This is a genomic window from Bradyrhizobium sp. GW821-FHT12B03, from assembly GCF_058807535.1.
Map to the genome: position 1 here is coordinate 120,856 of NZ_JBXAQU010000022.1, position 21,060 is coordinate 141,915.

General features: G+C 64.4%; 23 protein-coding genes. 13 read left to right on the forward strand and 10 right to left on the reverse strand.

Annotated elements, in window-relative coordinates:
* Nucleotides 1-12: 12 nt before the first annotated feature.
* Nucleotides 13-1,983 (reverse strand): aq_1923 C-terminal domain, encoded by a 1,971-nt coding sequence (locus AC1RUR_RS32240; RefSeq protein ID WP_492851580.1) that lies wholly within the window; start codon nucleotides 1,981-1,983, stop codon nucleotides 13-15.
* Nucleotides 1,984-2,229: 246 nt separating this feature from the next.
* Here AC1RUR_RS32240 and AC1RUR_RS32245 point away from each other — a divergent pair, with 246 nt between their 5' ends.
* Nucleotides 2,230-4,539: an NADP-dependent malic enzyme gene (locus AC1RUR_RS32245; RefSeq protein ID WP_492851582.1), complete on the forward strand. Its 2,310-nt coding sequence runs from the start codon at nucleotides 2,230-2,232 to the stop codon at nucleotides 4,537-4,539.
* Nucleotides 4,540-4,861: 322 nt separating this feature from the next.
* Nucleotides 4,862-5,314, forward strand: coding sequence for a DoxX family membrane protein (locus AC1RUR_RS32250; RefSeq protein WP_492851584.1), 453 nt, complete (start codon nucleotides 4,862-4,864; stop codon nucleotides 5,312-5,314).
* Nucleotides 5,315-5,347: 33 nt separating this feature from the next.
* Here the strand turns inward: AC1RUR_RS32250 and AC1RUR_RS32255 are convergent, their stop codons facing one another.
* From AC1RUR_RS32255 to AC1RUR_RS32270, 4 genes are all read right to left on the reverse strand, one after another.
* Nucleotides 5,348-5,899, reverse strand: coding sequence for a dihydrofolate reductase family protein (locus AC1RUR_RS32255; protein WP_492851586.1), 552 nt, complete (start codon nucleotides 5,897-5,899; stop codon nucleotides 5,348-5,350).
* A 7-nt stretch (nucleotides 5,900-5,906) separates the two neighbouring features.
* Nucleotides 5,907-6,923 carry a polysaccharide deacetylase family protein gene (locus AC1RUR_RS32260; protein ID WP_492851588.1) on the reverse strand — a complete coding sequence of 339 codons (1,017 nt, stop codon included), beginning with the start codon at nucleotides 6,921-6,923 and terminating at the stop codon, nucleotides 5,907-5,909.
* A gap of 163 nt (nucleotides 6,924-7,086) precedes the next feature.
* The gene (locus AC1RUR_RS32265) at nucleotides 7,087-7,656 is read right to left on the reverse strand and encodes a glutathione peroxidase (RefSeq protein WP_492851590.1); all 570 of its coding nucleotides are present in this window, start codon (nucleotides 7,654-7,656) and stop codon (nucleotides 7,087-7,089) included.
* An 88-nt stretch (nucleotides 7,657-7,744) separates the two neighbouring features.
* Entirely contained in the window at nucleotides 7,745-9,412 is a 1,668-nt protein-coding gene (locus tag AC1RUR_RS32270; RefSeq protein WP_492851592.1) for a L,D-transpeptidase, read from the reverse strand.
* A gap of 208 nt (nucleotides 9,413-9,620) precedes the next feature.
* On the opposite strand from AC1RUR_RS32270, the gene AC1RUR_RS32275 reads away from it, so the two are divergent.
* The gene (locus tag AC1RUR_RS32275; RefSeq protein ID WP_492851594.1) at nucleotides 9,621-10,169 is read left to right on the forward strand and encodes a CreA family protein; all 549 of its coding nucleotides are present in this window, start codon (nucleotides 9,621-9,623) and stop codon (nucleotides 10,167-10,169) included.
* Here the strand turns inward: AC1RUR_RS32275 and AC1RUR_RS32280 are convergent.
* On the reverse strand, nucleotides 10,159-10,377 hold the full coding sequence (locus AC1RUR_RS32280) for a hypothetical protein (protein WP_492851596.1): 219 nt from the start codon (nucleotides 10,375-10,377) through the stop codon (nucleotides 10,159-10,161). The genes AC1RUR_RS32275 and AC1RUR_RS32280 overlap by 11 nt on opposite strands.
* Before the next feature lie 131 nt (nucleotides 10,378-10,508).
* Between AC1RUR_RS32280 and AC1RUR_RS32285 the strand changes: the two genes are divergently transcribed.
* Genes AC1RUR_RS32285 through AC1RUR_RS32295 form a run of 3 tightly spaced genes read left to right on the forward strand, consistent with a single transcriptional unit; the run spans nucleotide 10,509 to nucleotide 11,346 of the window.
* The gene (locus AC1RUR_RS32285; RefSeq protein ID WP_492851598.1) at nucleotides 10,509-10,772 is read left to right on the forward strand and encodes a hypothetical protein; all 264 of its coding nucleotides are present in this window, start codon (nucleotides 10,509-10,511) and stop codon (nucleotides 10,770-10,772) included.
* Complete coding sequence (locus tag AC1RUR_RS32290; RefSeq protein WP_492851672.1) at nucleotides 10,769-10,948, forward strand: hypothetical protein; 180 nt, start codon at nucleotides 10,769-10,771, stop codon at nucleotides 10,946-10,948. The genes AC1RUR_RS32285 and AC1RUR_RS32290 overlap by 4 nt, the downstream gene beginning before the upstream one ends.
* Before the next feature lie 35 nt (nucleotides 10,949-10,983).
* Nucleotides 10,984-11,346 carry a hypothetical protein gene (locus AC1RUR_RS32295; protein WP_492851600.1) on the forward strand — a complete coding sequence of 121 codons (363 nt, stop codon included), beginning with the start codon at nucleotides 10,984-10,986 and terminating at the stop codon, nucleotides 11,344-11,346.
* A gap of 12 nt (nucleotides 11,347-11,358) precedes the next feature.
* Here the strand turns inward: AC1RUR_RS32295 and AC1RUR_RS32300 are convergent, their stop codons facing one another.
* Nucleotides 11,359-11,604, reverse strand: a complete 246-nt coding sequence (locus tag AC1RUR_RS32300; protein ID WP_492851602.1) for a DUF6719 family protein — start codon at nucleotides 11,602-11,604, stop codon at nucleotides 11,359-11,361.
* A gap of 67 nt (nucleotides 11,605-11,671) precedes the next feature.
* Nucleotides 11,672-13,141: a MocR-like pyridoxine biosynthesis transcription factor PdxR gene (gene pdxR, locus AC1RUR_RS32305; protein ID WP_492851604.1), complete on the reverse strand. Its 1,470-nt coding sequence runs from the start codon at nucleotides 13,139-13,141 to the stop codon at nucleotides 11,672-11,674.
* Nucleotides 13,142-13,216: 75 nt separating this feature from the next.
* Between pdxR and AC1RUR_RS32310 the strand changes: the two genes are divergently transcribed.
* The 5 genes from AC1RUR_RS32310 to kynU all read left to right on the forward strand — a co-directional run bounded on the left by AC1RUR_RS32310 (nucleotide 13,217) and on the right by kynU (nucleotide 18,407).
* Nucleotides 13,217-13,942: a pyridoxamine 5'-phosphate oxidase family protein gene (locus tag AC1RUR_RS32310; protein ID WP_492851606.1), complete on the forward strand. Its 726-nt coding sequence runs from the start codon at nucleotides 13,217-13,219 to the stop codon at nucleotides 13,940-13,942.
* A gap of 51 nt (nucleotides 13,943-13,993) precedes the next feature.
* Entirely contained in the window at nucleotides 13,994-15,271 is a 1,278-nt protein-coding gene (locus AC1RUR_RS32315) for an ArgE/DapE family deacylase (protein WP_492851608.1), read from the forward strand.
* Between the two features lie 240 nt (nucleotides 15,272-15,511).
* Nucleotides 15,512-16,321 (forward strand): hormone-sensitive lipase, encoded by an 810-nt coding sequence (locus AC1RUR_RS32320; protein ID WP_492851610.1) that lies wholly within the window; start codon nucleotides 15,512-15,514, stop codon nucleotides 16,319-16,321.
* A 35-nt stretch (nucleotides 16,322-16,356) separates the two neighbouring features.
* Nucleotides 16,357-17,196 carry a tryptophan 2,3-dioxygenase gene (gene kynA, locus AC1RUR_RS32325; protein ID WP_492851612.1) on the forward strand — a complete coding sequence of 280 codons (840 nt, stop codon included), beginning with the start codon at nucleotides 16,357-16,359 and terminating at the stop codon, nucleotides 17,194-17,196.
* Between the two features lie 8 nt (nucleotides 17,197-17,204).
* Nucleotides 17,205-18,407, forward strand: coding sequence for a kynureninase (gene kynU, locus AC1RUR_RS32330; protein WP_492851614.1), 1,203 nt, complete (start codon nucleotides 17,205-17,207; stop codon nucleotides 18,405-18,407).
* Nucleotides 18,408-18,430: 23 nt separating this feature from the next.
* Here the strand turns inward: kynU and AC1RUR_RS32335 are convergent, their stop codons facing one another.
* Both AC1RUR_RS32335 and AC1RUR_RS32340 read right to left on the reverse strand, forming a co-directional pair.
* Nucleotides 18,431-18,901: a hypothetical protein gene (locus AC1RUR_RS32335; RefSeq protein ID WP_492851616.1), complete on the reverse strand. Its 471-nt coding sequence runs from the start codon at nucleotides 18,899-18,901 to the stop codon at nucleotides 18,431-18,433.
* Nucleotides 18,902-18,960: 59 nt separating this feature from the next.
* Nucleotides 18,961-19,749: a cobalamin-binding protein gene (locus AC1RUR_RS32340; protein WP_492851618.1), complete on the reverse strand. Its 789-nt coding sequence runs from the start codon at nucleotides 19,747-19,749 to the stop codon at nucleotides 18,961-18,963.
* 119 nt (nucleotides 19,750-19,868) lie between these two features.
* Here AC1RUR_RS32340 and AC1RUR_RS32345 point away from each other — a divergent pair, with 119 nt between their 5' ends.
* Complete coding sequence (locus tag AC1RUR_RS32345) at nucleotides 19,869-20,270, forward strand: PaaI family thioesterase (RefSeq protein WP_027569725.1); 402 nt, start codon at nucleotides 19,869-19,871, stop codon at nucleotides 20,268-20,270.
* A gap of 150 nt (nucleotides 20,271-20,420) precedes the next feature.
* Nucleotides 20,421-21,032 (forward strand): GNAT family N-acetyltransferase, encoded by a 612-nt coding sequence (locus AC1RUR_RS32350; protein WP_492851620.1) that lies wholly within the window; start codon nucleotides 20,421-20,423, stop codon nucleotides 21,030-21,032.
* Nucleotides 21,033-21,060 lie beyond the last annotated feature (28 nt).

Below are 21,060 nucleotides of genomic sequence, written 5' to 3' on the forward strand. Positions count from 1 at the left end.
CGCCGCTGTCGCTTACAGCCCCGTCGACGCCTCGATCCTGAATTGTGCCAGCGCGACGATCGGCTCGCTGTTCAGGGCGTCCATGAGCTGAAGCATCGGCACCTTGCCGAGCGGCGTCAGCCTGATGGTGAGCGTCTGTCCTGACGTCGCGACGAAGCCGGCGATTGCATCGACTGCCGCCTTGGCATCGAGATTGGAGGCTGCGATCTTCTCACCCTGCGCCCGGATCATCTCGACGATGGCGCCGCGCGCGGCGTCGCGGCTGACGTTCTGCGCGCGGGCAAATTGCGCCACGACCAGATCGACGACGCCGCTGTCGCGCAGGGAGAGCTCGATCGCGCCGGTCTCGATCTGTCCGGCCTGACTCATGGCCTGCACCGGGTCGGCCGTGAACACGCCGCGCGGCACGTTGGCGAGCGCGAAGCGCGCTTGCGCCCTGGCGAGATTGCCGAGATCGATGGTGGCGGGTGTCAGAGCGAACGCGCCCGAGGACTCCGTCCAGGCGGCACCGAGATCGAGGTTGATGGCCAGCTTGTCGATCCCGGCCATCGTCAGCGGCAGCTGCGTGGGATTGGCGGGATCGGTGGGAGCGACCATCTTCACCACCAGATTGGCCTTGCTCGGAATCGATCCGACCAGTTGGCCCCAGTTCAGGCTGATCGTGTCGATGGTGACGAGCTGCCGCGTGTTCTTGTAGGGCGAGACCACGCCTTTGATCTCGGCGCCTTCGAGCACCCGGAACAGGCCCAGCATCTGATCGGGCGAGGGCACCTGCCCGGGAGTGGCGAGGCTGGCGGCCCAACGCAGCAGGTTCGCCAGGCTGAGCGATTTGAGCGCGAAGCGCTCCATCTTCACCTGGCCTTGCGGCGTCGGCGCATCGAGGCCCTCGAGCGCGAACTCGCCCTGCTGGTACTTGATCGCCCTGAGCCGGGGCGTCCCTTGCGGGGTCGTCATCGACATGCTGCCGATCTCGATCTTGCCGACGCGAAGCCCGTCATAGAGGCCGGCGAGCTTCTCCATCATCTCGCGCGATTGCGCCGGGGTCGGCTGAGCGGAGCGGTCCGTCGGCAGCAGCGCGAGAATCTCGGCCGGCCGGAATTTCGACGGCTGGACTGCGATATCGGCGATCGCGATGCCGTCGACCTGCATCCGCACGCCCTGCGTCGACGTCGCCACATAATTGCCGCTCGACATTTGTCCGTAAACGCGATGGTAGCTGTCGTCGCCCGCCTTCTGCGGATCGAGGGCGGCGGCGATTGCGGTCGAGTCGAAATCATTGATGATGAGGTCGGACATCTCGCCGGTCAGCTTGTCCGCCTTGCCGGCCTGCTCCACGTTGATCGTGAAGGAGGCGCGGTCGGCCTTCATCGCGTCGACCTTGCCCTTGCCGAGCTTCTGGAGCGCGAGACCCGAATAGACGACCTCGCCGCTGCCGGCGGCGCCTTTGCCGGCATCGAAGGCGATGGTGAGGGTCGGGGCCGTGATCGAAGATGCGGTCACGCTCGCATACTGATCGAGCACAAATCGATACAAGTCGATCAGGGAGCCTGACGCCGGCGCATTCTGGGCGTGAACAGGACCCGCGTAATCCCGCATGATCATCTGCGGGATCTTGTAGGAGGCTTTCAGCTTCCCGGGGCCGACTTCGTCCAGCGCGACCTCGAAACCGGAGATCTCGATGCTGTCGGCTGCAAAGCGGGTCGCATCGGTCTGGCGGAGGCCCACGCCCTTGATGCCGGCGATCTTGACGTGTGCCTGTGGCTGCCCGGCGGGATCGACTGCGATGTCCTCGATGGTCAGCGTCCGGCTCGTCACGTCGAACGCCACCTTGCCGTGGCTTGCCTTGCTGCCCTGGCTGCGGATCCGGTCGAACACGGCTTCGATCTCCGCGGTGGCGCGATGCCTGGCGTAGAAGTCGAAGCCGAACCATCCGCCCGCGGCGAGCACGGCTGCCACGATCAGGCCGATCAGGATCCGCTTCATTCTCAGCTCCAGTTGCCCGTTTTGCACTGCGCAACCTGCCATATTCGCAAAGCGCGGGGCGGTCCAGGGAAAGCTATGGTTTTCAAATATTTGACCGCGCGGCCTGTTGATGGGGGCGGAATCGGATGTTGCCACCGGGGCGCCGGCCGTGCTTCATCCCGTTTCCATGACCCGGAATACCGCGATCCGCGACAGACCGGTCAGGACAACGTAGTTTGAGGCCGGTAACGCGAGGCAAGAGACCGCATGTCGTCCTATTCTGATGACCTCCACCAGGCGGCGCTCGCCTATCACCGCCTGCCGCGCCCCGGCAAGCTCGAGATCCAGGCGACCAAGCCGCTTGCCAACCAGCGCGACCTCGCGCTTGCCTATTCTCCGGGTGTTGCGGCTGCCTGCACCGAGATCGCCAAGAATCCGTCGGAAGCCGCGACGTTGACGACCCGCGCCAACCTGGTTGCCGTGGTCTCGAACGGCACCGCGGTGCTCGGCCTCGGCAATATCGGTCCGCTGGCCTCCAAGCCCGTGATGGAAGGCAAGGCGGTCCTGTTCAAGAAGTTCGCCGGCATCGACGTATTCGACATCGAGATCGCCGCCGACACCATCGACCGCGTGGTCGAGACCGTGGCGGCGCTCGAGCCGACCTTCGGCGGCATCAATCTCGAGGACATCCGCGGACCGGAGTGCTTCGAGATCGAGGCGCAGCTGAAGGAGCGCATGAAGATCCCGGTCTTCCATGACGACCAGCACGGCACCGCCATCATCGTCGCCGCCGCCATCACCAATGGCCTCAGGCTGAACGGCAAGAAGCTGTCCGACGTCAAGATCGTGGCGTCGGGGGCAGGGGCGGCGGCGATCGCGACACTGAACCTGCTGGTGTCGATGGGCGCGCAGCGCAAGAATATCTGGGTCTGCGACATCGACGGCCTGGTGCATGAGGGCCGCAACACCACGATGGACCGCTGGAAGGCGGTGTATGCGCAGAAGACCGACAAGCGTACGCTTGGCGACGTCATCGGTGGCGCCGACATCTTCATCGGGCTCTCGGCACCGGGCGTGCTCAAGCCCGAGATGGCCAAGGCGATGGCGGACAAGCCGCTGATCATGGCGCTTGCCAATCCCACGCCGGAGATCATGCCGGAGGAGGCGCGCAAAGCGCGCCCCGACGCCATGATCTGCACCGGGCGCTCCGACTATCCGAACCAGGTCAACAACGTCCTGTGCTTTCCCTTCATCTTCCGCGGTGCGCTCGACGTCGGCGCCACCGCGATCAACGAGGAAATGAAGCACGCCGCGGTCGAGGCCATCGCGCAGCTCGCGCGCGAGGCGCCGTCGGATGCGGTGGCGCTCGGGGTCGATACCGGCGAGGCGGGCGGCTTCGGTCCTGGCTCGCTGATTCCAAGCCCGTTCGATCCACGGCTGATCCTGCGCGTGGCGCCGGCGGTTGCGAAGGCCGCGATGGAGTCGGGCGTCGCGACGCGTCCCATCACCAATTTCGACGAATATGCCGCGCAGCTCATGCGCTTTGCCTTCCGCTCCGGCCTCGTCATGAAGCCGATGTTCGCCAAGGCCAAGACCCAGCCGGTGCGCGTGATCTACGCCGAGGGCGAGGACGAGCGCGTGCTGCGCGCCACCCAGGTGGTGCTGGAGGAGAAGCTGGCGCGGCCGATCCTGGTCGGCCGTCCCTCGGTGGTGGAGGCGCGCATCAAGCGCTTCGGTCTGTTGATCCGGGCCGGCAAGGATTTCGATCTCGTCAACCCCGAGGACGATCCGCGCTACCGCTCCTATGTGCAGTCCTATGTCGAGGTCGCAGGCCGCCGCGGGGTGACGCCGGATGCGGCGCGCACGGTGGTGCGCACCAACAACACCGTCATCGCGGCGCTCGCGGTGGTGCGCGGGGAGGCGGATGCCATGCTCTGCGGCGTCGAGGGCCGCTACATGAGCCATCTGCGCCATGTCCGCGAGATCGTCGGTTTCACGCCCGGGGTGAGCGACTATGCGGCGCTGGCGCTGCTGATCACCAGCAAGGGCGCGTTCTTCATCGCCGACACGCAGGTTCGCCCCAATCCGAGCGCGGAAGAGCTCGCCGAGATCGCTTCGCTCGCGGCGGTCCATGTTCAGCGCTTCAACATCAAGCCGAAGATCGCCTTCGTCTCGCATTCCGATTTCGGCAGCTACGACACCGATTCGTCGCGCAAGATGCGCCGGGCGACCCAGCTCCTGAAGGAAAAGCATCCGGAGATCGAGGCCGATGGCGAGATGCAGGGCGACACCGCCCTGTCAGCCGCTGCGCGAAAGATGGTGTTGCCGCACTCCAACCTCGAGGGCGAGGCCAACATCATGATCATGCCGAGCCTCGACACCGCCAACGTCGCCTATCAGATGATCAAGTCGCTGGCGGACGCGCTCCCCGTCGGCCCGATCCTGATCGGCCCGGCGCGCCCGGCGCATATTTTGACGCCGTCGGTGACGGCGCGCGGCATCTTGAACATGACGGCCGTCGCGGTGGTGGAAGCGCAGGAGCGCGCCGCGCGGCAGCAGCCGACGTTATTTACGTAAGACGGACTGCAGCGGAGTAGGTGGTGCAAATCCTTCTCCCCTTGTGGGAGAAGGTGGCGCGAAGCGCCGGATGAGGGGTATCTCTCCGCAAGTCGAGATCGCGAGAGTCGTCCGTGCCGATGGATACCCCTCATCCGTCTCGCCGCTTCGCAGCGAGCCACCTTCTCCCACAAGGGGAGAAGGGGCGCCGTCTCTGCCGCCAACTTTGAATTACTCGCAGTTCACCATTTCCCCGTTTGTAAACCGGCGCACGACTCTTCATAATCGCTCGGTATTCTCGTCAAGACGTCGATTTCAGAAAGCCTGAGCCAAGAGGCCGATCATGCCAGCGTTCGTGACTTTCGGGCGAATTCTGTTCGCCGTGCTGTTCATCTACACGGGCGCGACAAAGCTGTTCGCCATCCAGGTGACTGCGGATTTCATCGCCACCAAGGTCGTGGTGCCAGATGTGATCGCGCCCTATGCCAAGCAGATCGAGACGGCCACCGCCATGACGACGCCGCAACTGCTGGCGATCGGGGTCGGGGCGCTCGAGATCATCGCCGGCTTGATGATCGCACTGAACTTCGGCGCGCGGTTCTTCGCGATGCTGCTGATCATCTACGTCGCGGTCGCGACCGTGCTGTTCTACGATTTCTGGAATCTGGCGCCGCCCGACAATGCGAAGATGCTGGTCGATGCGCTGAAGAATCTCTCGATCATCGGCGCGCTCTGCATGATCATCGGCTACGGCCGCACCACGCGCCCGGCCGAGGCGGCTTACGGGGACGTGTAGGGTAATTCTGCGGGGGGCGTTGGTGTCACGTATCTACGCGCGACGCCACGGTGTCACCGTGACGTCATGCGCCGCGTCGAGCACATAAGGCGTGCCCGGCTTCATCCCGTGTGACGCCAGCACCTCGTGCGGCGTCCGCTCCGGCACGCCGACGAAGCAACCTTCGCCGCCGGGCAGGCGCAGATGCGGGGCCTCCGACAGCCAGAACGTGTCATAGCGGTCCATGAACATGTCGAACACGACAGGCCCGCCGATGATCGCGACCATGCCCGAGGCGACATCGGCGAAGGCGCAGGCCTCTTCGAAGCTCGCGTGATCCGGATTCCATAATGTCGCGTTCGGCATCTCCGGATCGACGGTGAGTGCCTTGATCTTGCGGGTCGTGATCAGCCGCTTGCGCTTCGGTGAGTTCGGCTGCTGCTCGTGCGAGTGCCGGCCGTGCACGACCAGCGCGGCGCGATCAAGCGCCTGCTCGAAGAACAGCTTGTCGCCTTCGAACTTCAGGGTGTCCGGCATGACATGGCTCGCGTCGGCGAGCATGCCGTCCGCGGAGACGATGACGTAGCCTTCGAAACGGAAAGACAACGGCCTTCTATTCGGAAACGGTCGTCACCACGGAATTGACCGGGCGCTGGCTCACCGTCGGCAGCTTGACGTCCTTGAGCAACTCCTGGTCGTATTCGGGCAGCGTCGACGCCGGGAATTTGGCGCGCATCGCCACCACCTTGTAGCCGCCGGCCTTCAGGCGCTTGAGCAGCTCGGGCAGGGCCTCCGCCGTGTGCTTCTGGAAGTCGTGCATCAGGATGATGCCCTTGCCCTTGCTGTCGAGCTTCTTCATCACGGTCTCGATCACCTTCTCGGGCTTCGAGGCCTTGAAGTCGAAGGAGTCGATATCGCAGGAGAAGATCGCCGTGTTGCGATTGCCGAGATAGGTGACCATCTCCGGCGGATGCTGGAGCGCGGGGAAGCGGAAGAACGGCGAGGGCGAGATGCCGCCGAGCGCCCACTTCACCGCGGACAGGCCCTTCTCGATCTCTTCCTTGCGCTGCGCTTCCGTGAGTTTCTTGTTGTTGAGATTGGCGTGCGACCAGGTGTGGGTACCCACCGTGTGGCCGGCCGCGTAGACCTGCTTCAGGATCTCCGGCTCGTAGGTCGCGTGCTTGCCGATCGAGAAGAAGATGCCGGTGGTGCATTCATCGGCGAGCGCCTTCAGCACCGCGGGCGTGTTCTTTGGCCAGGGGCCATCGTCGAAGGTCAGCACCACCTCGTGGTCGCGCAGGAAGTCGAGCTCCTTGAAATGCTCGAAGCCGAAGCCCGGACCGCCGGTGGTGTCGATCTCGACGGTGCGGGCGACGCCGAGCGCGCCCGGTGTGTTGCAGGCCGCGCGCGCCGGCTGGGGCGCCTGTTTCGGCGGGGGCGGGAAGCCCGGTTGCGCCGGCACGGCGGCGACCGCCGCCGCGGGTGCGGGAGCCGGTGCTGCGGCAGGGGCTGCAGCCGGTGCCGCTTGCGTAGCGGCTGCGGGCTTGGCGGCCGGGGTCTGCGACCACGCTGCGCCTGTCATCGCAAGAGACATCGCGCTTGCCAAAATCAGTCCTGCCGCCACACGCATGGTGTTATCCTCGAGATTGATCCCGTTGTTCCGCCGTGGCTTTTCGCCTCCGGCAAAACCATCCTGCCCCAAACGATCCTAGCCTAGATGGTGGGCCCTCGCCATTGCAACGGCTGTTTGGCATCCCGCCACAATTGTTCCCAACCGGATGAGGCGCGGCGCGTCAGCTGTCGGCGAGCGCTCTGGCGACCGCCGTCTTGACCCGCGTGTCGGTCGGCTCGACCGCGGAGGCAAACACCTCGGCGATATAGCCGTCACGGCCAATCAGGTATTTGTGGAAGTTCCAGCGCGGAACATCCTTCGGCCGCGCCTCCGCGGCCCATTTGTAGAACGGATGCGCCTTGGCGCCGACCACCACGGCCTTGGCCGCGATCGGGAAGGTAACGCCGTATTGGTGATGCGCAGTCTCCGTGATCTCGCTCGTGCCGCCGGGCTCCTGGCTGCCGAAATCGTTGGAGGGCACGCCGATCACCGTCAAACCGCGCCCGCGAAACTCGCTCCAGAGCTCTTGCAGGCCTGTGTATTGCGGAGTGTAGCCGCAGAGTGACGCGGTGTTGACCACCAGCAGCGGCCTACCGGCGAACGCAGCGAGGCGGATGTCGTCGCCGGACAATGCAGGGAAGGAGAAAGCGTAGGCCGGGATTCGGCTCATGCCGCCATCGGCGAATGCACGCGTCATCGGTGCGACAGCGCCTGCAAGCGCAGCGAGAAGCATGGTCCTGCGGTTCATCATGACGGCGTCCCGCGAAATGATCCAGGATGCACCTTACTCCAGCGCCCTGGCCGGCCTGCTCAACAACGCGTTATCTGACGCGGCGAGGCTAGTAGAGGCGGACGATGAAGTCGGTGCCTTCGCCGGTCTCGCCCTGGTTGATGCCCTGGTCGGAGATGATGATCGAGCCGCCTGTGGTCAGCATTTCGTTGATCTTCGCCATGGTGTCGGCGGGGATCGCGATGCGGTCGAGGGCTTGAGCTGGACTGTCGGGCGTCACCACGGGCTTGGCGGCGACGGGGATCACGGCGGCGCCACCCTTGCGGCGCGTCATGCGGCCGTCATCTTCGCGCGCCGCGGCGCGGGCGGAGACCGGCAGCGACACCACCGACCAATGCAGCGCATTGGCATCGGTCTTGTCGACTTCGGCGGTGAAGACATGCGTGCCGAGCGGCCGGTCGCTTGCGGCGATCGTGACCGGCACCTCGAACAGCGGCGCGAAATTCTGCCGCACGTAGAGCTTGGAATCCTTGCGGCTGATGAAGACCGCGATCTGGCCGGCCCGCCTGGGCGCGTCCGGCTTTGCGGCCGGTGCGGGATCGGCAACGCGGCTTTCGTCCTTCTTGGTATCAGGCGCGGGCGCGGTGGCCGTCATGGCCGCGTCGGGCTTCTTCGCGGTATCGGCCGCTTCGGCCTTTACGGGCTCGGACTTTACGGGCTCGGACTTGGCCGGCTCAGATTTGGCCGGCTCGGATTTACCGACGTCCGACGTGGATGGTTCGCTTTTGGCTGGTTCGGTTTTCGCAGCCTCGACCTTGTCGGCGCTGGCGGCTTCTTCCGACTGCGGCCTCGCCGCGTCAGATGCGTCGGCCGTCGTGGCTTTGGATTTCGCTGCAGCCTCGGCCTTTTCTGCCGGCGCTGTGGCGTCGTCACGGGCCGGTGCATTGCCGGTCGTCATGTCCGACATCACGGTGTGACCGACCGACGAGCGCAATTCGAGCACGCTGTCGGCACTGGCGGTCTTGGTCTCCAGCGATTTGGCTTCGGTGACCTTGGCTTGCGCCGCACCCTTGTCGGCCTTGTCGGCGGTGTTGGTCTGGGGCTCGACGCTGGCCGCAGGCTGCGGCGGCACGCGCACGGAGGCGAGCAGCGGATGCTGGAAGCTGTGCGGCGTCATCTCGCCGGGCGAGACGATGACGCGTGCACCCATCTTGGTCCAATTCCACATCTTCACCGCGAACGCCATCGGCATGCGGATACAGCCATGCGAGGCCGGATACCCCGGCAGCACGCCGGCATGCATGGCGACACCGGACCAGGTGATCCGCTGCATGTACGGCATCGGCGCGCCGCTATAGATGTTGGAGTGGTGGAATTTGTGCTTCTGGATGACGCTGAACACACCCATCGGCGTCGAATGGCCCTTCATGCCGGTCGACACCGGGGATTCCGCGAACATGCCGTTGGTGTCGTAGACCGTCACCTTCTGCCGGTCGATCGAGACGACGATGACGAGCGGGCCTTGCGGCTTGGTGCCGACTTCCTTCTCGGTGACGACGTCCTTCTTGCCAGCCGCGCCGCGCTTCTGCGGCTTCTGGCGAGGCTCTTCGGGATGCCGTTCCTGCCGGCCGTAGGAGCCGTCGGAATAATCCGTCCAGTAGTAAAATGCTGCTTCCGCCTGGCTTGCCGTACCGATTGCCCCCGCCGCCGTCAAAATGGCGACCTGCCAGAGCCGCGCCGGCTTGGCAGAAGAACCGGACCCGTTCACGCTATTCATCCTCGAATCCATAATCCAAATCAGACATTAGTGTCGCAGAGGGGATACGCGTTCACCAGCAGGGCAGTTCTGCCATCAGCTACTTTTGTCCAAGTCGTAGCAAAAAAGCCTCACGGAGCGGTAAACGGCGGCCGCGGCTCGTTGCCTGTCGTCTTCCTGACCGGCCGTCCGATGCCTACATAGCGGGGACTTGCTACCGGAGAACTTCATGTCATCTCGTTTCCCCGTTCTTTCCAGCATCCGCTTGAAAGGCCTCGCTTTATTGCTCCTGGCTCTGGCCGTGCCGGTGGCGCCCGCCCTGGCTGCCGACGAGCCGGATCTGATCTTCCGCCGCTCGACCGTCTTCAAATGGGTCAGCCCGAACGACAAGCTCGCGACCTACGGTCTCGACGATCCCGAAGTCGAGGGCGTCGCTTGTCATTTCACCGTACCGGAGAAGGGTGGTTTCAAGGGCTGGCTCGGCCTTGCCGAGGAGGTCTCCGACATCTCGCTCGCCTGTCGACAGGTCGGTCCGATCAAGTTCAAGAACAAGATGGAGCAGGGCGACGACATGTTCCGCCAACGCCGCTCGCTGTTCTTCAAGAAAATGCAAATCGTGCGCGGCTGTGACGCCAAGCGCAACGTGCTGGTCTACATGGTCTATTCGGACAGGTTGATCGAGGGCTCGCCAAAGAACTCGACCTCCACGGTGCCGATCATGCCGTGGGGACCGGCGGACGCCAACGTCCAGAAGTGCGGCGAATTCTTCACTCAGTAACGACGGTGCGACCGGCGCGCGGTTTTGCAAGATGCGAGCCGGTCAGCCGCACGAACATCTGCGGCGCAGCTTCATAGCCGCGGCTCGATTGCAGCGTCATTTCGCTCGCCGAAGTGGCGGGGCTGTGAACGGGTCGTTGATCTCCGCGGTCCGTCCGCTGTTCCGCGTCGCGCGTCGTTGCGCGTTTGTCCGCCATCATGATGGCCATCCCTCACGTGATCGCGCCCGGTGATCCGGGCGTCTCGGTTTCGATGGCTTGGGTCGCAGTCGAAGCGCCCCCGGTTCGACAGGGCCCAACCTTCGTTTGGCTTCTCTTCAGCAGAAAAACGTAAAACGCGTGTGAAGCGTGCAAGGCGCGCACATGACAGCGGCCGCGCCCGGCGCACGTCCGCGCTGGAACAAGGACTTGTCGGGTTACTTGAGCTGCGGCGCAACCTGACTGAAATGATTGGCATTTTCCGAGAATTGTTTCGTCGCATCGGACTGGACGAAACAATTCTCACGGAGATGAAACCATTTTCCGCTTTTGGCGCATCACGCGCGAAACCGCCCATGGTTATCAGCTTCACAACGACGACGGCGCACCGCCGGATACCGGAATGAGGGACAAGACCATGCGCGCACTCAGCTTCATCCTTGCTTTCGGTTTCGTTCTCGCTGGTTCCTCGTTCGCGGGCATGCCCGACGGCAATCTGCCCGGTATCGGCACCTTCCAGTACAGCGGCTCGCCGGTCATCGCCCCGGCACCGCAACCGATCGTGGTCGCCGCGCGCTTCTGATCGCCAACAAGAAAAATCAGCCGGCAAAGGCCATCATGTTCCTTCGTCTCTGCGCCGCAGCGTTTATTTCCCTTGTGACCATCACGTCCGTGCAGGCGCAGGTGCGCGCGCCCTCGAGGCTGCCGGATCCCCGCAGCGAATTCGTACGTCAGTGCGCGCCGCGCATGCTCGGGCGCTGGGAGCATCCGGAGGAAGTTTGCGGCTGCCTGCATGACCATGCCGCCGCCGTCGTCGAGGACCGCGATCTGCGCGAGGCGCTGCTGCGCGGCATCAGCGAGACGGGCGTTCCGACGATCGAGACCGATTGGGTGCCGACGTCCAAGCAGGGCGAGATCGGCCCGACCTTCACCAAGATCGCCAAGCCGACCTTGCAGTGCATGTTCGATCCGGCGAAGTAGCCTCCCAGATCATCATTTCGATTTCGGACCGTGTCGCGGCACGCAGGAACTCGTGCGCGAGATCCCTTTATCGGTCATCTTCGCGCCGCGCACCTCCTTGACCTGTCCGGCCGGGCAGGTTCCGTCATCTACCAGCACACGCTGACCGAGCTTGAGGTCGGTGATGTCTTGCTCGCGCCCGACGGTGCCAGCGCGCGCCGTCGAGGCGAGCGCGACGGCGATCAGGAGCGAGAGGCAGGCTGCGCGGCGGAGTGACATGATGGGAGCTCCCGGAATCGATGCCGCAATGTAAGGAGCGGTCGGCGATTCTGATAGGGAAGCTTCGTCACGCTCGCCGGGCCGATCTGCCTTTCGCGCGCAACGCCGCACGCGATTCCCGTGCGAGCCGTTCCGCGGATGCCACGAGTTGTGGAACTGCGTGCCCCGAAAATCCCAGCACGAAGCCGGGCAGGGGGCGCGCGCGCGAATAGGTGTCGGCCAGCAGCCAGCCTTCCGCGCCGGCCGCCTGCTTCGCGTCCGCCGCGACCGACAGATCAACCGACGGATCGAACCTTGCCACAAGATGCAGGCCCTGCGACGGCACCGGCACGGACAACGCACCGTCAGATCTGGCCTCCAGCGTCTCGGCCAGCGCATCGCGGGCCTCGCGATAGAGCTTTCGCACCCGCTTCAGGTTCGCGGCAAAGGCGCCGGAGTTGAGCATGTCGGCCACAGCGCCTTCCATCAGCGTGCCGGGAAAGCGGTCGAGCCCGGCGCGCGCGGCGGTGACGTCGGCGATCAAACGCTCAGGCAAGGCGCAATAACCGATGCGCAGGCCCGGAAACAGCGTCTTGGCGAACGTGCCCATGTAGATCACGCGCTGGAGATGATCGATGCCGGCCAGCGACATCAGCGGCGCGCCGTCATAGCGGAACTCGCTGTCGTAATCGTCCTCCAGCACGAAGGCGCCGGCCTGCCTGGCCCAGTCCAGCAGCTCGAGCCGCCGCGGCATCGACATCTGCACGCCCAGCGGAAACTGGTGCGACGGCGTCACATAGGCCGCGCGTGCGTTCGGCCCCGCAGTTCGCCCTTTGGCGACATGCATCCCGTGCTCGTCGACGGGGACGGGCACGGCGCGATAGCCGCAATGTGCGATGGTGTTGCGCGCGGCGGGGTAGCCCGGATCTTCGCACCAGACCTGGTCGCCCGCCTTCAGAATCGCACTCAGCACGATGCGCAGCGCGTGCAGCGTGCCCGACGTGAGCATGATCTGGTCGGGATCGCAGCGCAGGCCGCGCGCCGACAGCAGATGGTCGGCGATCGCCGCGCGCAGCTCGAGGCTGCCGCGGGGGTCGCCATAATGCAGATGCTCGGACCCGAACGCGCGCAGGCGCCGGCCGACGAAGGCGCGGAAGCGCTGCACGGCGCGTTCGTCGATATGGGTGCAGCCGAGCGAGAACGCGCCTTGCCTGGGTGTTTCGACTGTTGCCTTCGGCTTCCTCGGCTCGGCGGCGCGCGCGGGAATGCGTGCGGCGACAAAAGTGCCGGAGCCGACGGTGGCATCGGCAAAGCCGTCGGCGATCAGACGTTCATAGGCAATGACGACCGCGTTGCGCCGAAATCCGGTTTGCTTCGCCAGCGTCCGCGACGGCGGCAGCGGCTCGCCGGGTTTGACGAGGCCGGCGACGATCATTTCGCACAGCGCCTGATACAGCCGGTGCGCCGCGGAGGCGCCTGGCGTGATGTGCGGGCCGGTGAGGTCGAGCGGCAACTCGGGCTTGCCGGGGGAGGGGGAATTGGTTGGAATTTTTCGCATGGAATTGGCACTATCGCAGACCAAATCGACCGCTACAACTGCTCTGGAATTGTTTCAATCCCGACAGGAGCGGCCGTGAGCCAGACCGAAACCTCGAATTCCTATCCGACGTCAGCGCGCAACCAGGTGAAGCGCCGGCACGACCGCGGCTTCTACGATCACGAGACGGTTCATCGCATCCTGGATTCCTCGATGCTGTGCCATGTCTCCTACGTGATCGACGGCCAGCCCTATTGCACGCCGACCTTCTTCTGGCGTGAGGGCACCAAGCTCTACTGGCACGGCTCGAGCGCCAGCCGCATGCTGCGCAACCAGACCAGGGGCGAGCGCGTGTGCCTGACAGTTGCCCATCTCGACAGTCTGGTGCTGGCCCGCTGCGGCTTCAATCACTCCGCCGACTACCGCGCGGTGATGGCGTTCGGCACCGCCTATCTCGTCACCGACCCCGAGGAAAAGGAGCGGGCGGTGGTCGCCATGGTCGACCGCTTCTTCCCGGATCGCACCGCGAGCCTGCGGGCGAGCAACACGCAGGAGATCAAGGCGACCTCCTTCATCGCGATGGAGATCGAGGAGGCCTCGGCAAAGGTCCGCGCCAAGGGTGTCGCCGACGACGAGGAGGATTACGAATTGCCGATCTATGCCGAGCGTATCCCGGTGCGCACCGTGCTCGGTGCGCCCGAGCCGTGTCCGCGCCTGCTCGACGGCGTCAGCCGGCCTGCGACGCTCAATGGCTATTCGGAAGGCCGCCTGCTCGAAGATGCATTGCGGGATGCTTATTTTGTGGAGTACCCGAACGGCTGAAATCGGCTAGCTTGCGCGCTCTTCGAGTTGTTGAACGCCTGGAGTTGCCTGATGAATGCCGAAACGCAGCAGAGGATTCTTGACGCCGTTGACGCCGGCTTCGAAGCCCAGCTCGCGACCACCCGTGATTTCGTCGCGATCCCCTCGACTCGCGGGGCAGAGGGTCCGTGCCAGGACATGATGGGCGACCTCCTGCGCGAACGTGGCTACGAGGTCGACGACTGGCACATCAATGTCGACGATCTCAAGGATCTGCGCGGCTTCGGCCCGATCGAGCATGATTTCTCGAGGGCCCGCACCGTTGTCGGCACTTATCGTCCCAAGACCGAGGCCGGCAAGTCGCTGATCCTCCAGGGCCATTGCGACGTGGTGCCGGCGGGCCCGTTGGAATTGTGGGACACGCCGCCGTTCTCGCCCGTCATCAAGGACGGCAAGATGTTCGGCCGCGGCGCCTGCGACATGAAGTCGGGCACGATCGGCGCGCTCTATGCGCTCGATGCGATCAAGGCCGCGGGCTTCAAGCCGACCGCGCGGATCCATGTCCAGTCCGTCATCGAGGAGGAGAGCACCGGTGTCGGCGCGCTCTCGACGCTCCAGCGCGGTTATCGCGCAGACGCCTGCTTCATCCCCGAGCCGACCGGCGGCAAGATGGTGCGCTCGCAGGTCGGCGTGATCTGGTTCCGCCTGCGCGTGAAGGGCCATCCGACCCATGTCGCGTTTGCCGGCTCCGGCTCCAATGCGATCATGGCGGCCTATCATCTCGTCCATGCGCTGCAAAAGCTCGAGATCGAATGGAACGAGCGGGCCAAGGCCGATCGCCATTTCAAGACTCTGAACCATCCCATCAACTTCAATCCCGGCATCATCAAGGGCGGCGACTGGGCCTCCAGTGTCCCGGCCTGGTGCGACGTCGATTGCCGCATCGCGATCCTGCCGGGCTGGTCGGTGGCCGACCACCAGAAGGAGATCATGGCCTGCGTTGCCGCTGCCTCGCGCAACCACCGCTTCCTCGCCAACAATCCGCCGGAGGTCGAATGGTCGGGCTTCTTGTCGGAGGGCTATGAGCTGACCGATTCCGCGGCGCCGGAAGCCGCCTTCGGCAAGGCCTTCAACAAGGTCTATGGCGGCGCAGTGGAAGACCTCGTCTTCACTGCGCTGACCGACACCCGCTTCTACGGTCTCAATTACGGTATCCCGAGCCTGTGCTTCGGCGCCAGCGGCGGCGAGATGCACGGCTTCAACGAATATGTCGATCTGGACTCGCTGAAGAAGACGACCAAGGCGATGGCGCTGTTCATCGCGGAACGGTGCGGAGTGGAGAAGGCGTAAGGGCGATCCCCGGTCTCTCCACCGTCATTGCGAGGAGCTCTTGCGACGAAGCAATCCAGACTTGTCACCGCGGAGACAGACTGGATTGCTTCGCTCCGCTCGCAATGACGGAGTGTGCCGCTCGGCTGCCCGAAACACGGGCGCAATCAAATCCTTTAAGCTTAAAATAAAGACTAGGATGCTGCCCTTGCCGGTGGCAGACTGGCGTCCGGTTCGCCGGACGAGTCCCTGGGAGTCACGATGCGCGATTGGGATGACGCTTACGCCAATTCGGCCCATATTCCGGGCTCGGACAAGATGCCGGCGCAATGGGCGGAGCGGGCGGCGGCCTACCGCGCTGGCCTCAAGGACTTTCGTCCCGACATCGCCTATGGCCCCGGTGAGCGCCAGAGCCTCGACCTGATCCTGCCCGACGGCGACAGCAAGGGCCTCGTCGTGTTCGTCCATGGCGGCTACTGGATGCGCTTCGACAAGTCGACATGGACCGATCTTGCCGAAGGCGCGCGCCACCATGGTTGGACCGTGGCGCTGCCGAGCTACACGCTGACGCCGGCCGCACGCATCTCCGATATCACCGCTGAAATCACCGCCGCGATCGCGAAGGCGGCCTCGCTTGTCGCAGGTCCGATCCGTCTCGCCGGGCATTCGGCCGGCGGCCATCTGGTCACGCGCATGCTGTGCGAGGACAGCCGGCTGGAGCCCGTCGTCTTCAACCGTATTGCCGGCACGCTGTCGATCAGCGGCCTGCACGATTTGCGTCCGCTGCTCAAGACGAAGATGAACGAGACGTTGCGCATGACCATGGAAGAGGCGACGCTCGAAAGCGCGGCGCTGCATCTGCCGCGCGGGCATTCGCCTGTCACCGCCTGGGTCGGCGGCAGCGAGCGGCCGGAATTCATCCGCCAGTCCGATCTGATGGCCAATGTCTGGACCGGTTTCGACGTGCCGACGCGCCTCGTGGTCGAGCCGGCACTGAACCATTTCACTGTCATCGACGGGCTCAAGGATCCGTCGTCGCAGATCACCGCGCGCCTGATCGGCCTCGACTGAGCCGGACCCGTAATGATCGATCGAAAGGGCCAGCCATGACGTCCAGCGATTACGATCCCGCAAGCGAAGGCGCCGAGACCGATTTCGCCCGGCGCATGTCCTATGGCGATTATCTCGCGCTGGATGCGATCCTCGGTGCGCAGCATCCGCTGTCGGAGGCGCATGACGAGATGCTGTTCATCATCCAGCATCAGACCACCGAGCTGTGGATGCGGCTCGCCATTCACGAGCTCAGTGCCGCGCGCCGCGCCATCGCCAGGGACGAGGTGCAGCCCGCGATGAAGATGCTGGCGCGGATGTCGCGCATCTTCGAGCAGCTCAACGGTGCCTGGGACGTGCTGCGCACGATGACGCCGAGCGAATACACGCGCTTCCGCTCGCAGCTCGGCCAGTCCTCCGGCTTCCAGTCGCGTCAATACAGGCTGATCGAATTCCTGCTCGGCAATCGCAACCACGCCATGCTCAAGCCGCACGCACATGATGCGGACACGACAAAACTGCTCGAGGCCGAGCTCGCGACGCCGAGCCTTTATGACGAGGTGCTGCGGCTGGCCGACCGCAACGGGCTCAAGATGCCGGCGGCGGTGCTGTCGCGCGACGTCCGCGAGACCCATAGTTTCAACGAGGGCGTCCTGCAGGCCTGGCGTATCGTCTACGAGGCACCAGAGACGCACTGGATGCTCTACGAGCTCGCCGAGAAGATGGTCGATTTCGAAGACTATTTCCGCCGCTGGCGCTTCAACCATGTGACCACGGTCGAGCGTGTCATCGGCTTCAAGCGCGGCACCGGCGGCACCGGCGGCGTCAGCTATCTCAAGCGCATGCTGGAGGTCGAGCTGTTTCCCGAACTCTGGCGCGTCCGTACCATTCTGTAGAAATGCTCATGACCAGATACCGCGTCTACGATGACACCAAGGCTCTGTTCCATCTGCCAGACGGCGTGATCTATCTCGACGGCAATTCGCTCGGCGCATTGCCGCTGGGTGTTGCCGAACGCGTTGGCCGCGTCATCACGACCGAGTGGGGCAACGAGCTGATCCGCGCCTGGAACACGGCAGGCTGGTATGCCCAGCCGCGCCATGTCGGCGACCGCATTGCCCGGCTGATCGGCGCCGAAGCCGGCTCCGTGATGGTCGGCGATACGCTGTCGTTGAAAGTCTATCAGGCGCTCGCGGCGTCGCTCGACATGAACGCATCGCGCAAGATCGTCCTGTCAGACACCGGCAATTTCCCGACCGACCTCTACATGGCCGAAGGCCTGATCGCGACGCTCGGGCGCGGCCATCAATTGCGACTGGTGGCGCCGGAGCACATCGAGGCTGCGCTGTCGGAGGAGATCGCGGTGCTCTACATCACCGAGGTCGATTACCGCACCGGCCGCCGTCACGACATGGCGAAGCTGACCGCGAAAGCCCACGCGCTCGGCATCGTCACGGTCTGGGACCTCGCGCATTCCGCCGGCGCGCTGCCGGTCGATCTTGCCGGCTCAGGTGCCGATTTCGCCGCGGGGTGCACCTACAAATATCTCAACGCCGGTCCTGGCGCGCCGGCCTTCCTCTACGTCGCGCCGCGCCACGCCGACAGCGCGCGCGCCGCGCTGTCGGGCTGGATGGGCCACGCAAAGCCGTTTGCGTTTGAACTCGCCTATGTTGCCGCCGGCGGCATCGAGCGCATGCGCGTCGGTACCCCGCCGGTGTTGGCGATGGCGGCGCTGGAGGCTTCGCTCGACATCTGGGACCGCGTCGATATCGCCGAAGTCCGTGCGCGCTCGCTGGCGCTCGGCGATCTCCTGATCGCGGAGGTCGAACGCCGCTGCCCGTCCTTGAAGCTCGTGACACCCCGCGCGCATGAACGTCGCGGCTCGCAGGTCTCCTTCGCCTTCGATGGCGGCTACGCCGCCATGCAGGCCCTGATCGCCCGCGGCGTCATCGGCGATTTCCGCGCTCCCGACATCATGCGCTTCGGAATCACGCCGCTGTATATCGGCGAGAGCGAAGTGATGAGGGCGGCCGAGATCATCGAGGAGGTGATCGCAGGCGAGGTGTGGCGGCGGCCGGAGTACCAGGTCGTGAATGCGGTGACGTGAGGGATTGGTTCGGCTCAGGCAACCTATTGGTCGATAGCAGCGCTCGCAAAAACATTCTCAGGTGGCCCCTGCAAGTACACGACTATCGGCGAATACTTGAGCGCGATGTTCTTCGGCCCCAAGCTGTCATGTTGGACGTAGATGGCGCCATCCTTCGTTCGTACTGTGACCCTTCCATTTTCGAAGTTGAACGCAACTCCTCGAACAAGGAAAAGCTTTTGGTTACGTTGCAGCTTCAATCCGTATTTGCCTGTCTCTCCCGTCGATAGCGGATAGTAGCATTGCTTCGCGAGAAGACGGATTGCTGTTGATCTGAGCTTGCCGTGAAGCAACTTGTACTGGTTCTGTGGAAGCTCTGACGCTTCGCGAAACATCCCGTTCGGTGGATTCATAACCCACTCTCGCGCCGTATGAACATCCTTCGGGTCTGCCATGGCTGCCATCGACGAGCATAGGAGCGAAATGATCGCCAGGATCATAAGCAGTCGATGCATGGCTACTTCCTTCTCTCGGTGTCTGCTCCGATAGGGAAGCCAACCGACATTCCAGGCGTTCATCCCCTCTCTCCCCACAGCGCTGTCACGATCGCATCCAGCCCATCCGTCAGTGCCGCCGGTCCCGGCTGCAGGATGATCGGTGATTTGATCTCGACGATGCGGCTGTCGCGCACGGCCGGAATCTCGCTCCAGCCGTCGCGCGCGCGGATGCGGGCAGGCACGACTTTCTTGCCGCACCATGATGCGAGGATCACATCGGGGGCTGCCTTACGCACGTCGTCCGCCGAGACGATACGATCCTTCGCCGCCTGCCGATGGCGCAGCTCCGGAAAGACATCCTCAGCCCCGGCGATCTCGATCAGCTCGGACACCCAGCCGATGCCGGATATCAGCGGATCGTCCCACTCCTCGAAATAAACCTTTGGCCGCGGCGAGGGGCGGGGCGTCGCGGCGATCGCGGCGAGACGCTGTTCGAATCCTTGGGCGAGGTCCTCGGCGCGCTTGGCGGCGCCGACCAGAGCACCGAGAGTCCGGATCATCGCCAGGATTCCCGCAACGTCGCGCTGATTGAAGACGTGGACATCGACTCCGGCCCGCACGAGATCGGCGACGATACCGGCCTGGAGATCGGAGAAGGCGAGCACGAGATCCGGTTCCAGCGCCAGGATCTTTGGAATGTCTGCGGAGACGAAGGTCGACACCCGTGGCTTCTCGCGTCGCACCTGGGCCGGGCGCACGGCGTAGCCGGAGACGCCGACGATGCGGTCCTGCTCGCCGAGCAGGTAGAGCGTTTCGACCGTCTCTTCGGTCAGGCAGACGATGCGGCGGGGAGGGAAGTGACGCATGGGAGCAGCATATGCACAAATGCGGGCGCCGATGTCAGCATGGCCATGACCTCGGACGTCATTGCTTTGCCGCGCGAAGCATTTCACGCTGAGACAACAACGAATTGGGAGGATATCCGATGACGCCGCTCGAGAAACTTAAAGCGATGAAGATGCCGTTCGCCGAGCTCAAGGGCGTCGAATTCGTCGAGGCCGGGAAGGACCGCGTGGTGGCACGGATGACCGTCAGGCCCGATCTCTGCACCCTCCACCACACCATCCACGGCGGCGCGGTGATGGCGCTGGCCGATTCCGTCGGGGCGGCCGCGACCGTGATCAACCTGCCCGAGGACGCCAAGGGCACGACGACGCTGGAGAGCAAGACCAACTTTATCGGCGGCGCCAAGGAGGGAACCACGGTCATTGCCACCGCGACCCCGGTTCACCGGGGTCGGCGCACCCAGGTCTGGACCACCCGGCTCGAAACTGAGGACGGCAAGCTGGTGGCCGTGGTGACCCAGACGCAGCTCGTCCTCGTATGAATACGGGGCCTTGATTTTGTTAACGAAATAGTCGTTCCCGATGCTCGAAACTTGGGCAGGTTCCCGTCTTGAAAATCTTGCTGCGTTGCACAATATAGGAGGCCTAGGGATTCGAACGCCTCCTCGAGGGACACCAAGAGGAGTTTTGACGTGGTACTTGAAGACACCGTTCGCACGACGTCCGTTCCGGGGTATGTGCGAACCCTGAGCCAGCAGGAAGAGTTGCCGCTTCTGCGCGATCATCTGCTGAGGCTCGATGCCGGAAGCCGGCATGACCGTTTCAACGGCTTTCTCGACGACAGCTTCATCGAGCGTTACGCGGCCCGGTGCGCCGAGGACGGCACCGTGATCGTGGCTTACATCGTGGACGGCGTGGTTCGTGGTGCGGCTGAGCTGCATCCGCCGGAGGACGATTCGCTGCCCGAGGTCGCGTTCAGCGTGGAGGCCTCGGCGCGCCGACAGAATGTCGGCACCATCCTGTTCAGCCGTCTGATCGCGGAGGCTCGCTGGAAGGGCTACAAGAAGCTGCGTATCACCACCGGTGCCGAGAATCACGCCATGCGGGCGCTCGCCAGGAAGTTCGGGGCGCATCTCGCCTTCCGCCATGGCGAATCGACCGGCACGATCGATCTGGCCAAGACGCCGGAAGCTGAACTCGCGGAACTCGCGGCTGCGCCCTTCAAGGCCGGGCGCGCGCTTCTCAGCTTCAATTCGACCTGCTGGAAGATCATCTCCAGCATGTACGGCAATCGCGCCGCCTGAAGGCGAAAAGCGGACTGGAATCAAAAAG